Origin of the sequence: Lacticaseibacillus suibinensis, assembly GCF_003946175.1 — a bacterium.
GTDB classification, from domain to species: Bacteria; Bacillota; Bacilli; order Lactobacillales; family Lactobacillaceae; genus Lacticaseibacillus; species Lacticaseibacillus suibinensis.
This window is the reverse complement of record NZ_RHOK01000009.1, coordinates 1-14,842: the sequence shown is the minus strand read 5'-3', so window position 1 is coordinate 14,842 and position 14,842 is coordinate 1. Positions and strand designations below refer to the sequence as shown.

The window sequence follows — 14,842 nt, the reverse complement described above, 5'->3', positions numbered from 1 at the left end:
TTAAGATGAAAAAGACATTATTGGGGCTTTCAGCCCTGCTGGCAGCCACGTTATTGATGGCATGCGCGCCCAAGGAAACGAGCCTGAAGGAATCCGCGGCCAAGTCGAGCAAAACAACGAAAACCGCGACCAAGGACGTGACCCTGAATCTCGGCACGATGTCGGCGCCGGAATCCATTCCGCTCTATGTGGCCAAAGAAAAAGGCTACTTTGAAGATCAGCACCTGAATGTCACCTTGCAAAATTTCAAGTCGCCGAAGGATCGCGACGCGGCGGTGGCGTCTGGCCAGCTCGACGGCGCGGTGTCTGATGTGGTGACCCTGGCGGCGTATGAAAACGGCAAGCTGGGTTGGAAGATTGCCACTGGGCTGAACGGCTCCTTCGGCATTGTGTCCAATCAGCCGGCCATCAAAACCGTGGCGGATTTACGCGGCAAAACAATAGCCACCATGCCGCACCAAACACCTACCTTCTACCTTGATCAAGAGCTGGCCAAGGTGGGCATGAGTGAAAAAGACGTTAAAATCACCGAAGTCGCTCAGGTGCCAGCGCGCATTCAGCTGACCTTGGACCGCAAAATCGACGCCATGATTGTGCCGGATCCGTTCATGGCGATTGCCAAAAGCAAAGGTGCGCATGTCGTGGCGCAAAGTGATCCGGTGGCTTATCAAACGACCATTTTGGCGGTAGCGCCGAAACTGGCCAAGCAAAAAGCAGTCACCAAGCGCTTGCTGGCGGCGTACAACCAGGCGGTCAAGACGCTGAATGCCGGTAAAGCCAGCGATTTCGAAGCGATTTTGACCAAGGATATCGGCTATCCGGCGGCGTTGGTGCCAAAGGTAGAGCTGGTGCATTACACCCAGGCGCATGCCGTAAAAAAGGCCGTCCTGAAGGCGGCGTTTGCCTACGCCAAGGCGGAAGGCGTAACCACCACCACGCTTGATCCAGCCAGTGTGGTGCTGCCATGAAACTAACTGTCGCGGGGCTCACAGCGTTGCGAGGCGACCAGCTGGTGCTGGCTGACCTCAGCTTTGTTGTGCCTGACCGCGGCATTTTGGCGGTGCTGGGGCCGAGTGGCACCGGCAAAACCACCTTGATCGACGCACTGACCCGGCAGCTGCCGAGTACCGGTGATTGCCGGTTAGATGACGCGCCCATCGACCCGCGCCGCCAGCATTTGGCAGTGGTGCCGCAGGATTATGGCCTGCTGCCGTGGCGGACCGTGGCCCAAAACGTGGCGCTGCCGCTGAAAGTCAGTCAGCACCATCGCCTGGATGCAGCGCAACACCAGGCGGTGGCGCAGGTGATGGCAGCGCTGGGCATTGCTGAACTGGCCAAGCGTTATCCCAACCGCTTAAGCGGCGGCCAGCAGCAGCGGGTGGCGCTGGCGCGGGCTTTCGCCCAGGCGCCGGATTTGCTGATGCTGGATGAGGCTTTTTCCGCGCTTGATCCGGTGGTCAAGGCCCGTGCTTATCAGCTGTTTATCAGCCAGTGGCAGGCGCGACCGGTGACGACACTGCTGATCACCCATGATCTAGAAGAAGCGCTGGCGCTGGGGGACGCGCTGTTGATTTTGCATCACGGCCAAGGTCAGGTGCAGGCCAATCCGTTGGCTAAAGTGCCACTGGCCACCCGCCGCGAAGATGCGCGCTACTATCCGGCAGTGGCGGCGCTGCGTCAGGAGGTGGAAGCATCATGGCAAGAGTAACCAAAACCCTGGGCGCGTTATTGGCGCTTAATTTGCTGTGGTGGCTGGCGGCGGTGCTGGTGGGGAAGCCAGTGCTGCCCACGCCGCTAACCGTGTATGCGGCCTTTCCACAACTGCTGACGCATCAAATCGGCTGGCATCTGTACTTTTCGCTGTACCGCCTGGGCTGGAGCTTGGTGTGGTCAGCAGTCATTGGCATTCCGCTGGGGATTTTGATTGTGCGGGCGCCGAGGTTTGGCGCCTGGGTGGATCCCGTGGTGTACCTGACTTATCCGCTCCCGAAAATTGCGCTGTTACCGGTGGTGATGCTACTGGCTGGGCTAGGCGATTCCGCCAAAATCATCATGATTTCCATGATCACGGTGTTTCAGATCATCATTTCGGTGCGCGATGCTGTGCGCCAGGTGCCAGCAGGGGTGTACAAACAGCTGCTCGTGGCCGGCGCCAACCGTTGGGAGTTGTTCCGTGATGCCACTTGGCCCGCGAGCCTTGCCGGGGTGCTCACCGCACTGCGGCTCGCGTTAGGGACTGCGATTGCTACGCTGTTTTTCACTGAAGTCTATGGCACCAGCTACGGGCTGGGGTATTTCATCATGGATGAATGGAACCGGCTGGATTATCCGCTGATGTATGCCGGCATTGTGGTACTGGCGGCAGTGGCCTTTGCCTTGTTTGCGGTGCTGAATGCCTTGGAGCGGCGGGTGCTGCGGTGGCAGCAAGTCTAAGTTAAAACAGCGTTCGCCCGGCCAAGCCTGATGCTTGGCGGGGTGGACGCTGTTTTTGAGCTGTCGGCATGTCCCGGGAAATACGCGGTGGCGTGGTGGTGAAAAAGCCATCATCGGCGGTTATTAAAAGTTTTATACTGAAGGCGTACCTCGTGACAGTCACAGGCAAAGGAGGAAATCACATGGAATACACAACATTGGGCCGCACTGGCCTGAAGGTGAGCCGACTGGTGTTAGGCACGATGAACTTCGGGCCCCGCACCAGCGAAGCCGACGCCGATCACATCATGGACCGGGCGCGCGAGCTGGGCATTAACTTTTTTGACACGGCCAATGTGTATGGCCGCAGTAAAACTAACCCGAAAGGCCACGCCGGCTGGACCGAAGAAATTGTTGGCCGCTGGTTTGCCCAGGGGGACGGCCGCCGGGAAAGCACGGTGCTGGCCACCAAAGTCTATGGCCGCATGGATGACGCGACTTATGGCCCGAACGACCCGGCTGGGATTTCGGCGTACAAAATCAAGCGCAGCCTAAACGATTCACTGCGCCGGCTGCAAACCGACCACATCGACTTGCTGCAGATGCACCACATCGATCATCACATCAATTGGGATGAGATTTTTGGCGCTTATGAAGCGGCCATTGCGCAAGGCAAAGTCGTTTACGCTGGGTCTAGCAACTTTGGCGCTCGGCACCTTGCTTTTGCCGCGGCGCATGCCCATGACCGTCATTTCCTCGGCTTGGTCGCCGAGCAGCATAAGTACAACTTGCTGACCCGACTGCCAGAGCTTGAACTGTTGCCAACGGTGAAAGACTTGGGCATGGGTCTGATTATCTGGAGTCCGCTGGAATCTGGTCAGCTGGCAGAAAACATTTTGCATCCGACTGACCTCACTGGCCGCCGCGCCGAACAAAGCAAGCACCTCAGCGCCGCCCGCCGCGAGCAGCTGACCCGCTTCGAGCAGTTGTGCCAAAACCTCGGCGAAACCCAGTCCACAGTGGCCTTAGCTTGGCTGCTGCACAACCCGGTGGTCACCGCGCCGATCATCGGCCCGCGCACCATCGAACAACTTGAGAGTGCGGTTCACGCACTGGATGTGCATTTGTCGGCTGATGTCTTGGCTGAGCTGGACGCTATTTTCCCACCGGTGGGCGCCGCACCAGAGGCTTATGCTTGGTAGAATAACATGCTAACCCCAATTTTTAGCTAAAATTGGCCCACTCGAATAACACTTCGAGTGGGCCTTTGTTTGGCTTCTGCCGGTGCAACCGGCCTTAACCATGGCTTTTTTACGGGCTATCCTTATGTTAAGCTAATTGAAACATAACATTACATAAAACGAAGGACTGACCATGATGCCCCAAGCCGCCCCGCAAACCAAACCTGAAGCCGCCCCGTTGCCGTTAGCCCCTTGGCAGCGTCAGCTTTATCCCCGCCTCGGCGCCGCCCTGAAACAGTTGCCCCTAGTAGTGCTAGGAGTGCTAGCGTTGATGATGATCTGGACCGCCATTCCGCGCGGCAGTAGTACTGTCAAAGTCGACCCAGCGAACATTTTTGTCTCGGACAACGCGCACCTGCTCAGCCCCAGCACCAAAACTGCCATTCACCAGCTGAATCAGCGCTACAAAACACTGCCGAAAAGGCCGCAGCTAATGGTGATTACGGTGGACCACCTGCCGGCCAATACCTCGATTGAGCAATTTACCATCGCGCAGGCCACCAAGCTAGGCGTCGGGGATGCCGCTGCAGACAGCGGGGTGGTTTACCTCATCGCCAAAGCTGAACACCAGGCGCGGCTGGAAGTGGGCTATGGCATGGAAGACCAGGTGCCAGACGCCATGACCGACGTGGTGACGGATGCCCAGGTAAAAAATGACTACCGCCGCGGCGACTACGATGCCGGGGTACAGCTGGTGACTCAGCGGCTGGATCAGTTGATTCGCACCGGCGACATTCAGGCTAGCCGCATCAAATCGGTGCAACCTGCCGCCGGCTTTCATCCAATCGCGGCCATCTGGGCCTGGCTGAATACCGCCCACAGCTTCTTGACGCTGATGGTGGCGTGCTTTGGCGTCGTACTTGGTCTGTACGGGCTGCGGCGGCTCGGCTGGCACCTGCAAGCGCGCGTCTGGCTGGATGATTTGGTGCAAGGTTACCTCACCGCGATGCGCGGTGTGAGTCCCGATCTCGCTGCGGCGACGGTGCTGGCAGTGCCGGCGCCTGCCACCGCGCAGTCGGCCAAGGGCACCTTGCGCGACCAGCTCCAGCCAGAGCAGGCCCAGGCGGCAGCCAAAACCACGGTGCCCGATTACTTCAGCATGCAGTTCGCCTTTGGTCACACCACGCTGGCGCAATTTTACGCGAATGCGCGCAACCCCGGCAGCGATTTTAGGCAAACCAGCATGTTTCGTCAGCATCACCAGGACTGGTACCATGCTGACAAGACCACGACCAAAAAGCGGCGGTTATGGCCAAAACCTAAGGCTAAGCCGGAGCGTGCGGTGCCGGCCAATGATGTGCGGCCCTACTTGCTGACGCCACTTCTGCAAGCTTGGTGGTGGCTGGTGCGCCTGTTGACCAATGGCTGGGTGCTGATTTTACTGGTGGCGGCGCTGTTTTGGTACACGGGCCACACCTATTCGCTCTGGGCCTTCGAATTACATTATCGCATGCTGGGCTGGGGCCAAGCGGCGCTGCACTTCCTTGAGCGGCTGCTGGCAGACGGCCAATCGCCGCTGCAAGTGCTGAATTCCCTGGTGCTCGGGTTGCTGGTTGGTGGGGTGATCATGGCCGGTTATTTTGCCCTTGATGCGCTGTGCACCCGCGCGAAACGCCACTTGGAGCTTCATCACATGATTCGCGCTTTCCTCGGGGACTTGCGCGTGCGAGTGAAGCAAGACGACACTGATCAGGCCCTGGCCGCGGCTTTGGCTAATGATGATTCGGCCATCCTGCAAGCAAAAACGGCACTTAAAGCCAGCCTGGCCGGCAAGGTTAAAGGTAAAAAAGCGAAAGGTAGTTTGCCGGATTACTATGACATGGCGTTTGCTTTTGGCAAGGTGACCGTCGCTCAATTCTTTGCAGCCGATGAAAGCACCAAGGCTTACAAATCCAGTTCGATGTACGTTAATCACGCCAGCGACTGGTATGCCAGTGGTTCCAGTGATGGTGGCGGAGGCGGCGATTCCTTCGGGGGTGGCGGCTTTGGCGGCGGAGGCGGCACCTCGAGCTGGTAAAGCATGGGTGAGCCATCATTTTTGGCACGCATCTCAGCGTGCCTTTTTGAATCCAGTCGTTTTGACGCAACAAAAAACCGACATCTTTTCAGATGTCGGTTACTAGTCTGGGTGGTCAGGGGATCGAACCCTGGACCCACGGATTAAGAGTCCGTTGCTCTGCCAGCTGAGCTAACCACCCATTGTGACATTGCCATTTGACAACCTAAATATACTAGCATACCGCCACGGGGAGATGCAACCATTTTTTCAGCCGCGCGGCGGTCGAGCGCCTCACTCGGCATAAAATAACGCAGACTGTGATACAATATCGATAATGTTAAAAGCATCACGAATTGGAGGTAGCAAATGAATAGAGCACAACTCAAAGCCCAGGCAAAAGCGCGCTTAAGCGGCAAATGGGGATGGGCGCTGGCTTTGGTGCTGGTGGGCACCATCTTCGCCAGTCTCATCGGCGGCATCACAGTTGGAATTTTGGAATTGATGACTTTGGTGGGGCTTAACTTCTCGTTCTTGCGGCTGATCGACGATGATGATCAAGGTCATGGTCTCTTCAATAACATCTTCAGCGGCTTTACCGGGACCCGGCCCATGGCGGTCTTTCTGAACACTTTGCTGACCAGTATTTTCACTGCGCTTTGGGGGCTCTTGTTCGTGATTCCGGGGGTGGTGAAGGCCCTTGCCTACGCGCAGGTGCCTTATATTCTGGCTGACATGCAGCAGGCCGACGCCGAGATTGGCGCAACAGATGCCATCACGGCTAGTCGTAAGCTGATGCAGGGGCATAAGTGGGAATACTTTGTGTTGCAGCTTAGTTTCGTCGGTTGGGGCCTGCTGGCAGTCCTGACCGCTGGTATTGGCTTCTTGTGGCTGAGTCCCTACATCCAGGCGACCAATGCGGCCTATTACCGGCAGCTAGCTGGCGACCGGTTCTTGAATGATGATGCGGACTTTTCAGATGTCTAAGCACTTTTGCTAAGCCCTAAAATTCCGGCCGCGTGCCGGTTTTTTAATGCCGCAATCGCAAAAAGGCGGTAAGCATTTCTGCTTACCGCCTTTTACTCTGGGTGGTCAGGGGATCGAACCCTGGACCCACGGATTAAGAGTCCGTTGCTCTGCCAGCTGAGCTAACCACCCAAGGCATCTCTATAACGCTTAATACTATATCATGCGGGCCCTACGCGCGCAACGATTTTTTACGAAAAAGGCGGCAGAGACAGGAAAAATTTGCGCCGCCGGAACCGCAAATCGCGTGAGTGAGAGTGAAACCTGTGATCACAACAAAAAAGGCCACCTGCTCAGCTGGCAGGTGGCCGGAATGCTTTAGTTGTCGTGCACTTCGAACAACGGGTGAATCGATTGATTCGTTGAGATCAGCTTGATGGCTTCGCCCAGCATCGGCCCCACGGATAAGGTGACCATGTTTGGCAGATGCTTTTCAGCTGGCACGTTGATGGTGTCGGTGATAACGATTTGCTTCAAGTTGAGCTTACCCAGCGCAGTCGCTGCGCCATGGGACAGCACGGCATGCGTCGCGGCGGCGTAGACATCCAGCGCGCCAGCGTTTTTCAAAGCTTTAGTGGCGTCGATCACGCTGTTGCCGGTATCAATCATGTCATCGATGATGATGGTGTGTTGACCACGGACATGGCCGATGACGCCGACTTCACCGTTATCGGTGCGCTTGTCGACAATCGCAATCGGGGTATTGAGCAGTTCGGCTAAGGCGCGGGCGTGCTTGGTGCCGCTGTGGTCAGGCGCCACGACCACCGTATTTTCCGTGCCAAGGTGCAGGCTCTTGAAGTAAGAGGCAAACAGCGGCATGGTGCGCAGGTGATCGACTGGCAGGTCGAAGAACCCTTGCAGCTGATCGGCGTGCAGGTCAACCGCGACGAAGCGGTCGATGCCATCCATCGTCAGCAGGTTGGCCACCAGTTTGGCCGTAATCGGCTCGCGGGACCGCGCTTTGCGGTCGGCGCGGGCGTAGCCATAGTAAGGCACCACGACGTTGATGACATGGGCGCTGGCGCGGCGCAAGGCGTCGACCATTATCATCAGTTCCATCAGATTTTCGTTGACGGGATCTGAGATGGGTTGGATCACGTAAACATCGGCCCCACGGACACTGTCGTCCAGGTCGATTTGAATCTCACCATCGGCAAAATGCTTCACCGAGGCTGGGGATAGCGGTAAACCAACTTCTTTTGCGATTTTTTCGGCTAGCGGCACGTTGCCGTTCAGCGTGAAAAGTTTAACTCCTGCCATGATTCGCTCCTTTGCTGTGCGTATGCTGACTTAATTATACGCAAGTTTGCTTGACTTGGCTATTTTTAGGCGAGCAACAGCGAAAAAATCGGCCGCGCAAGCACAAACCCGGCCGCTGGAGCGATAATTCACTATAATGAGAACTGGGAGGTGCGGCGGAGATGGAACGATTATTACCCCTTAAAAATGCGGTAAACCTGCGCGAACTTGGCGAGTATCCGGCGGCCGGCGGCGTGATTGCGCCGCACAAGCTCTTGCGGTCAGGCTCCTTGTCGCAGCTAACGGTCAAGGAGGCTGAGTGGCTCCAAGACTATGGCCTGAAAACGGTGATCGACTTGCGCACGGATAATGAAGTCGCTGGCAGCACCGATGTCGTGGCGCCAGGGGTGAACTGGCAACAGTTGTCGGTGTACCCGTTTGCCGACGTGAGTGCGAACCCAGCGTTTAACGCACATTTAGCCGCAATGACTGATCGCCGCATTGACCCGATGGCCGAGGCGTATTTGCGGATGTTAACGGATTCGCATGCCATCAAGGTCTTTCAGCAGGTGTTCGCGCTGCTGCTGGCCAATGATCAACCCGGCGAGTCGGTGCTGTTTCACTGCGCGGCAGGGAAAGACCGTACCGGAATGGCGGCGATGATGATCGAAGGGGCGCTTGGCGTGCCGGAAGCCACCATTCGCCAAGATTACCTGCTCACTAATACCGTCTTTTTCGCTGCTTCTAAGGTGGTGGCAGCGGCTCTGAAGCCTGGTGCTAGCGCGTTGGTGGACAAGCTCAATGCCCATGCGGCTGAAGCGCAGTGCTATGTGGCGGTGCGTGACTTCATCACCAGCGAATACGGCGACTGGCCGCAGTATGTTCAAGCGGTGCTCCAGTTGAGTGCCAGCGACCTGAAGCAATTGCGGAATTTATATGTGAAGCGGCAATAGTTCCTTTTTGACCAGTAATGATGAAAGCGGTTTAGACGGCGACAGGTGGGGCTCAAGGAACCAAAATATGATTAAATAATTTGTCTAGACCGGTTGACTTTTTACCCGCGACGCCTGATAATGGACTAGACCAAAGCAAAGGACGCAGCGTCTGTCATGTGGATCGACGGCGTCATTTTACGAGGAGGAATAGACATGCAAGTAAAAATCGTTAAGGATAAGAACGAAGGCGGCCAGGTCGCTTTTGACTTGATTAAAAAAGGCATCGCAAACGGCGCCAAGGTGTTGGGTCTGGCAACCGGGAGCACTCCAATTCCGCTGTATCAAGATATGATCGCCAGCGACTTGGACTTCAGCAACCTGGTTTCCGTCAACTTGGACGAATATGTGGGCCTGCCAGAAGACAATGAACAAAGCTACCACCAGTTCATGAAGGACAACCTCTTCAACAAGAAGCCATTTGCTCACTCCTACGTGCCAAATGGTAACGCTGCTGACATCGACGAAGCCGCTAAAGAATACGACCAGATCATCGCTGACAACCCAATTGATATCCAAATCCTGGGCATCGGCCGCAACGGTCACATTGGCTTCAACGAACCAGGCTCCGACTTGAACAGCACCACCCACAAGGTGAAGTTGACTGAAAGCACCATCGAAGCCAACAAGCGCTTCTTCGATGATGAAAAAGACGTGCCACGCTATGCCATCTCCATGGGCATCGGCTCCATCATGAAGGGTAAGCAGATCATCTTGATGGCTTACGGCGAAGACAAAGCGGATGCCATCAAGGCCACCATCGAAGGCCCTGTGACTGACCACGTGCCAGCATCCGTCTTGCAAAACCACAAGGATGCTATCATCATCGTGGATGAAGCAGCCGCCAGCAAGTTGAGCAAGTAACCTTATTTTTCACCACCATCGGCCCTTGGCGCAAAGAATGCGACAAGGGCCGATTTTTTAGTCGAAAAAATGCTTAAAAAATGTTATTTTAATAGTATAAAACTCAATTATGTGGGGATAATTCTGAGCGCCATGTCGTTTTACCAAGCGTAAAAAGTGCGCGGCTTGCGGCAGGCTATTTTGGCTAAGGAGGAATATATATGGCCATGACCGACTTATTTTTAAAGCGCACGGCTTTGGCGCAGATCGATCTGCTCCGCACAATTCAGCGTACGACCAAGTGGCAAGTGCCGGTGGCTGAGCAAGTGGCGCAGGCGCGCGAGCGCGCTGACCGCAACACCGATGTGAACTTGAAGTACCTCGCCCAGGTGACCAATGAAAGTTACAGCACGGTTTATAACACGTATAACCGGATGATGACCAATCTGGCGGCGATTGACGGCGAAAAATCCACGGATAAGCTGCTGCAGACGCCTGACGGTCAGCTGCGCGTGCTGCTGGTTCAGCAAAGCCTGGCCTATCAATTTTTACAACATTTGGTGGCCGAAGACATGCCTAACTTTGACGACTTCCTGACCCAGGCGGCGGTGTCGAAGGTCACGGCGCTCCGGTACCTGCGGCCGCTGCGCGATTTTGGCAAACAAATGGGCGTGAAAATCAGTTACGAAAAAATGCAACTGACTGGCTCTGAGCAAGCCATTCGGCTGTTTCTGACCCTGAGCTACTGGCTCGCCACCGATGGCGCGGCGTGGCCGTTTACCGTGGTTAAGCACGCTGACGCCACGGCTGAAGCAACGCGGGTGCTGAAGGCCTACCAGCTGGACATGCACAATCCAGTGACCTTGGAGCTGTTCCACTATTTCACTGCCATCAGCCAAACCCGGCTGCGTCAGCAACACTTGGCGCCAGCGCCGGTGCTGGAGCTGAACGCGGTGCCGAATTTGTATGCCACCAACACCGAACTGAGCGTCTGGCAGCAGGCGAATGAGTCCCAGCAGATGCTGGAAATCTTTTTGATTTTGCCGCTGGCAGTCGGGCCGAATGACCCTGCCGTGGCTGAAATCGACAACGGGCTGGCGCGGTTCAGCCCGGTGATGCGCCAGCTGGTGGATCGCTTCTTGGAAGCCACCCCAAGCTACCGCCGCAGTCCGTTCCGTCGGTTGCTCCAGGTGTCGCTGGCGGCCATTGCTATGAGCGTCGTCAACCTCGGCTTCGACCTGGGGGCAATGCTCGCCCAATTCAATCCGCATATCGGTGGCGCCTGTGCGCATGACGCTGACCGGCCGGAAATCGAAGCGGCGTTGACCCAGGCCATGGCTCGGACCAAGAACCAGGCCGACGCCCCGCTGAACCGGCGCCTCAAGGAAATGGCGCCGCTGCTGGTTGATCGGTTCCATGCCACCTTGTTCCAACTGAGCCGCTTTGCCAAACCAGCCCGCCGGGTCAAAGTCGGCCTGTTGCTGGAGCCGGCAATGCTCGGGTTTGCGGATCTGTTGACCTTCATGAATCAACAAACCAACGTTGAACTCGTATATGATCATTTTGAGGAAGCAGATCTGATTATCCAGGATTCCTCCTTGCCGCTGCATTTTCCAGGCAAGCATCAGCCGCTGCTGTTCCGCTGGGACATTGCTGCTAGCGGTGATCTTTTCGGGGAATTAGCGGCCTTGTTGCGGACATTGCAGCAGGAGTTTAACCAGTAACTTACTCGGCGTGAGGTCAACGCCGCTAATCGTCGCCTCGTTCAAATTTTACTGCTGTCGCAGCAAGGTTTCGGCGGGGCGTTTTTTCGTCGGGTGGGTGCCTATGTTAAACTAGGCTTATTAAGTAAGCAGGAGGCTATTATGACCAAAGCGGTGTGTTTTTTTGATTTAGACGGAACGCTTTTGAACAAAGAAAAGCAGGTGCCGGCGGAGAACCTGGCGGCAATCAAGGCGATGCAGGCCAACGATGTCCTGCCGGTGCTGTGCACTGGCCGCAATCGCTGGGAGCTTGATGAATTGGTGGCCGAAACCGGCATTGATACGCTGATTTTAGGCAACGGCGCGGATGTGTTCTACAAGGGCCAACACCTGTTCCAAAGCCCGGTCGGCGCCCCGCAACTCGCCCGCTTTGCTGGTCAGGCTGCCGCTGATGACCTGGCGATTTCGTTTTACAACGACCGCCATATCGCGGCGACCCAACACAACGATTACATCGAGGCGAACTATGGCCTGGTGCATCAGGCGCTACCGGCAGTTGATCCGGATTTTTACCAAAAAGAAGCCGTGGTCATGATGTTGCTGTTCACGCCGAACACCGAAGCGGGCCGGGAGGTGGGCGCCAAGTATGTTGCTGCCTTCCCGGAACTGAACTTCTTCCGCAACGGCCCTTACGCCCTGGATGTCGTGAACCAAGGCATCACCAAGGCCACCGGCATTGATGTGCTGACAGACCGGCCAGAGTTCAAAGGCGTGCCAACATACGCTTTTGGGGATGGCAACAACGATATCCCGATGCTCAAACGCGCGACCGTGGGTGTGGCGATGGGCAATGCCTTGCCGCAAGTCGCAGCCGTCGCGGATTATCAGACCGATGATTATCTCGCCAACGGGATCCCGAATGCGCTGAAACACTTTGATTTGATCTAAATTGAAGCTAATAAATGACAAAACAAGCAGGCCGAAGAGGCCTGCTTGTTTGATTCTGGCCGTGTTTTTTACGGCTTTTTTTGATGTTAACCTTGAAAAACGTGGCTTAAAACGGCTAATGCCTCTCTGCATAAAATAATTCGTAAAAAGTTTAGAGAAATTTAAATCCAACAAAATGGACTTTTCTTGAAATATCAGATATTGGTTTTTAATTTTTGAGCAATACGTGCATTTTTCACAAAGTCGATGTACACACGGTAAATAAGTGAACGTATTTTGGCGATTATCTAAGCTATATAAACAAATCGCCGAAATTTTAATTATGAAAATGAACATCGGGGTCAAAAATAGAAACGGTATGTTTGGGTATAAAATCGTACCAGCTCACTATCTGATAAAATAATTATACAATAATGCGACAATCCCATTGTTTGACTTTTGGTAGAAAGCGACTAGATTCATGGTATTGCTAGGCATGATGACTAGTAGAATAAAATAATATTGTCATCGGAAATGGTAGTTTGGGGGATCATGATGGAAAAGGGAGAAAAAAAGGTTCATTTTAAGATGTATAAAGCCGGACGGCAATGGCTGGTTGCTGGAATTGCGGCGGTTGGTCTCGGGGCCGGCATGGCAACCTTATTTAGTGGTCAGATTGCTGACACGCAGACCGTTTACGCGGCCACTCAGGGGGAACAGGCAGAAGATACTCAAAGTCAGTCGACAAAGACTGCGGCCGGTGCAACTGTGGCTAACGCCAATCAGAGTGACACAAACAATTCTCAGAGCCTGAATGCAACAGGCACGGCCGCCACAGCTACGGGTGAAGGTGAGGAGCAAGTCAATTCAACGACCGATCAGACCGAACACCCTTCACCGCAGGATGACATTACGCAGACGGTAACTTCCTCTGACGCGGGGACCACTGGCAATGGAGCGTCTGAGACACCCACCTCAGAAACCTCAGATTCTGGCGATTCGAATAACGGTACCTCTGATACTGACACTGCTGATCAGAGCATGGTGGTAACGGTCAATGGTCAGAACCTGGATGATCTTAAAGGCAGTTTCACTTACCACTCCAATCCGGACAACCCGAATGCAGGGATAAAGGATAATGGTCAGGTGATTCTGACGACTGCTGAAAAAAGGCAATCTGGGAACCTGACGCTAAACAACCAGATTGACCTTGATTACGACTTCGATCTAACCGGGACCATTACCATCGGGAACGGTGATGGTGTTTCTTTTGGTTTTCATACTGGTAATACTGATGAGGTGGGTCATAACGGTGGCTCTCTAGGTTTTGCCGGTTTGGAGAATGCTATTGGTTGGAAAGCCGATATGTATCACAACGATAACGGCGGTCAGAACGACAACGACACGGTTGTGATCAATGGGGAAAAAGTACCATATTTCAGTCCCGATCCGGCAGGGTTTAGAAAGTTCGGCGCCTTTGTCTACACTGGCGATAATAGTATTACCATTGAAACAAACGCTAAGTCAGCCCAGTCGATTAGCTCGGCCTATGACACTATTCATGTTCATTATGCCGCGTCAACACACACGTTAACGGTTGAATTCAGCAAATCGTCGCAACCGAATCCGGCCAATACCTTAATATGGTCTGAAGACATCACTGAATATGTTTCGGAGCATCAGCTGGTTTCATTCTTCATTGCCGGATCAACCGGTGACGAATTTTCAAAACAGGGATTTAAACTCGGTACCTTCACGTATAACGCGGTTGGCGTTGTCCATGTGGAGTATCAGGATAAAGATGGAAACCGGCTGTTAACGGGTGATGACATTCACGGCTTAATTGGCAGCACGGTTAAGGTGCTTGGAACTCCAGAATATCAAAAGGCAATTAATTTTTTGAGTACGCCTGAACAGGGTGGTTATGTTCCGGCGAATATTAATAATCAAGGCAATGTCACTTTCCAACGAACCAATCCGCAAACACTGATTATCACCATGAAGAAGGAACACAAGGCCACCATCCATTTTGTTGATGATGCTACGAATACGCAACAGGCGGATCTTGGTACCAAGGAAGTGAGCTGGACTGATGACACCGCCGTTGAGCACATGGATGACATTGAAAATCGAATTGCGGAGCTGGAGCAAAGTGGGTACACGCTGACGACAGATGGGCGGCCGAGTGATGGTCAATATACCATTGATGGTAACTATACTATTCACTTTACGCATCAGACTCGAATCATCGGCAAGCGCACGGTTGACCGCACCATTACGTATCGTGGTTTGCCTGAGCTGAAAACAAAGACGCACCCCAGTTTACAATTCAAGTGCAACACCCTGACGACTAGACCAAAAAGGCCATGAAGACCTATTCTTGTTAGTACTAGCTAAACAAGAAAGCAGGAATCTTCATGACCCACTCTCAGACTAACACCCACAAGCATTACCAACAACTCA

The 14,842-nt window shown here is 54.3% G+C and carries 12 protein-coding genes and 2 tRNA genes; 11 read left to right on the top strand and 3 right to left on the bottom strand.

From position 1 onward, the window contains the following. The first annotated feature begins 5 nt into the window (after positions 1–5). The 5 genes from EKM90_RS05810 (at position 6) to EKM90_RS05790 (ending at position 5,670) form a co-directional block, all read left to right on the top strand. The gene (locus tag EKM90_RS05810) at positions 6–968 is read left to right on the top strand and encodes an ABC transporter substrate-binding protein (RefSeq protein WP_125580625.1); all 963 of its coding nucleotides are present in this window, start codon (positions 6–8) and stop codon (positions 966–968) included. Continuing rightward, a complete protein-coding gene (locus EKM90_RS05805) occupies positions 965–1,708 on the top strand; it encodes an ABC transporter ATP-binding protein (RefSeq protein ID WP_125580623.1) in 744 nt (247 codons plus the stop codon). Before EKM90_RS05810 ends, EKM90_RS05805 begins: the two co-directional genes overlap by 4 nt. Beyond that, a complete protein-coding gene (locus tag EKM90_RS05800) occupies positions 1,696–2,433 on the top strand; it encodes an ABC transporter permease (protein ID WP_225422735.1) in 738 nt (245 codons plus the stop codon). Before EKM90_RS05805 ends, EKM90_RS05800 begins: the two co-directional genes overlap by 13 nt. 182 nt (positions 2,434–2,615) lie before the next feature. Further along, positions 2,616–3,614: an aldo/keto reductase gene (locus EKM90_RS05795; RefSeq protein ID WP_125580619.1), complete on the top strand. Its 999-nt coding sequence runs from the start codon at positions 2,616–2,618 to the stop codon at positions 3,612–3,614. Between the two features lie 172 nt (positions 3,615–3,786). Next, entirely contained in the window at positions 3,787–5,670 is a 1,884-nt protein-coding gene (locus EKM90_RS05790; protein ID WP_125580616.1) for a TPM domain-containing protein, read from the top strand. A gap of 108 nt (positions 5,671–5,778) precedes the next feature. Here EKM90_RS05790 and EKM90_RS05785 read toward each other — a convergent pair. Then, positions 5,779–5,851 (bottom strand) — tRNA-Lys (locus EKM90_RS05785). Positions 5,852–6,018: 167 nt separating this feature from the next. Here EKM90_RS05785 and EKM90_RS05780 point away from each other — a divergent pair. Then, the gene (locus EKM90_RS05780; protein ID WP_125580614.1) at positions 6,019–6,636 is read left to right on the top strand and encodes a DUF975 family protein; all 618 of its coding nucleotides are present in this window, start codon (positions 6,019–6,021) and stop codon (positions 6,634–6,636) included. Positions 6,637–6,734: 98 nt separating this feature from the next. Here the strand turns inward: EKM90_RS05780 and EKM90_RS05775 are convergent. Both EKM90_RS05775 and EKM90_RS05770 read right to left on the bottom strand, forming a co-directional pair. Next, a tRNA-Lys gene (locus EKM90_RS05775) sits at positions 6,735–6,807 on the bottom strand. A 186-nt stretch (positions 6,808–6,993) separates the two neighbouring features. Next, the gene (locus EKM90_RS05770) at positions 6,994–7,935 is read right to left on the bottom strand and encodes a ribose-phosphate diphosphokinase (RefSeq protein ID WP_125580612.1); all 942 of its coding nucleotides are present in this window, start codon (positions 7,933–7,935) and stop codon (positions 6,994–6,996) included. Between the two features lie 161 nt (positions 7,936–8,096). Between EKM90_RS05770 and EKM90_RS05765 the strand changes: the two genes are divergently transcribed. The 5 genes from EKM90_RS05765 to EKM90_RS05745 all read left to right on the top strand — a co-directional run bounded on the left by EKM90_RS05765 (position 8,097) and on the right by EKM90_RS05745 (position 14,749). Beyond that, complete coding sequence (locus EKM90_RS05765; protein WP_125580610.1) at positions 8,097–8,867, top strand: tyrosine-protein phosphatase; 771 nt, start codon at positions 8,097–8,099, stop codon at positions 8,865–8,867. Positions 8,868–9,062: 195 nt separating this feature from the next. Then, positions 9,063–9,770, top strand: a complete 708-nt coding sequence (nagB, locus tag EKM90_RS05760; RefSeq protein ID WP_125580608.1) for a glucosamine-6-phosphate deaminase — start codon at positions 9,063–9,065, stop codon at positions 9,768–9,770. A gap of 200 nt (positions 9,771–9,970) precedes the next feature. Further along, positions 9,971–11,473, top strand: a complete 1,503-nt coding sequence (locus EKM90_RS05755; protein WP_125580606.1) for a helix-turn-helix domain-containing protein — start codon at positions 9,971–9,973, stop codon at positions 11,471–11,473. A 141-nt stretch (positions 11,474–11,614) separates the two neighbouring features. Beyond that, the gene (locus EKM90_RS05750) at positions 11,615–12,400 is read left to right on the top strand and encodes a Cof-type HAD-IIB family hydrolase (RefSeq protein ID WP_125580604.1); all 786 of its coding nucleotides are present in this window, start codon (positions 11,615–11,617) and stop codon (positions 12,398–12,400) included. A 531-nt stretch (positions 12,401–12,931) separates the two neighbouring features. Beyond that, positions 12,932–14,749: a lectin-like domain-containing protein gene (locus EKM90_RS05745; RefSeq protein WP_164507875.1), complete on the top strand. Its 1,818-nt coding sequence runs from the start codon at positions 12,932–12,934 to the stop codon at positions 14,747–14,749. Positions 14,750–14,842: the final 93 nt, after the last annotated feature.

Bases quoted from the DNA above. Each gene is read 5' to 3' on its own strand.
- EKM90_RS05810 (WP_125580625.1), top strand. From the start codon at position 6: ATGAAAAAGACATTATTGGGGCTTTCAGCCCTGCTGGCAGCCACGTTA.
- EKM90_RS05805 (WP_125580623.1), top strand. From the start codon at position 965: ATGAAACTAACTGTCGCGGGGCTCACAGCGTTGCGAGGCGACCAGCTG.
- EKM90_RS05800 (WP_225422735.1), top strand. From the start codon at position 1,696: ATGGCAAGAGTAACCAAAACCCTGGGCGCGTTATTGGCGCTTAATTTG.
- EKM90_RS05795 (WP_125580619.1), top strand. From the start codon at position 2,616: ATGGAATACACAACATTGGGCCGCACTGGCCTGAAGGTGAGCCGACTG.
- EKM90_RS05790 (WP_125580616.1), top strand. From the start codon at position 3,787: ATGATGCCCCAAGCCGCCCCGCAAACCAAACCTGAAGCCGCCCCGTTG.
- EKM90_RS05780 (WP_125580614.1), top strand. From the start codon at position 6,019: ATGAATAGAGCACAACTCAAAGCCCAGGCAAAAGCGCGCTTAAGCGGC.
- EKM90_RS05770 (WP_125580612.1), bottom strand. From the start codon at position 7,935: ATGGCAGGAGTTAAACTTTTCACGCTGAACGGCAACGTGCCGCTAGCC.
- EKM90_RS05765 (WP_125580610.1), top strand. From the start codon at position 8,097: ATGGAACGATTATTACCCCTTAAAAATGCGGTAAACCTGCGCGAACTT.
- nagB (WP_125580608.1), top strand. From the start codon at position 9,063: ATGCAAGTAAAAATCGTTAAGGATAAGAACGAAGGCGGCCAGGTCGCT.
- EKM90_RS05755 (WP_125580606.1), top strand. From the start codon at position 9,971: ATGGCCATGACCGACTTATTTTTAAAGCGCACGGCTTTGGCGCAGATC.
- EKM90_RS05750 (WP_125580604.1), top strand. From the start codon at position 11,615: ATGACCAAAGCGGTGTGTTTTTTTGATTTAGACGGAACGCTTTTGAAC.
- EKM90_RS05745 (WP_164507875.1), top strand. From the start codon at position 12,932: ATGATGGAAAAGGGAGAAAAAAAGGTTCATTTTAAGATGTATAAAGCC.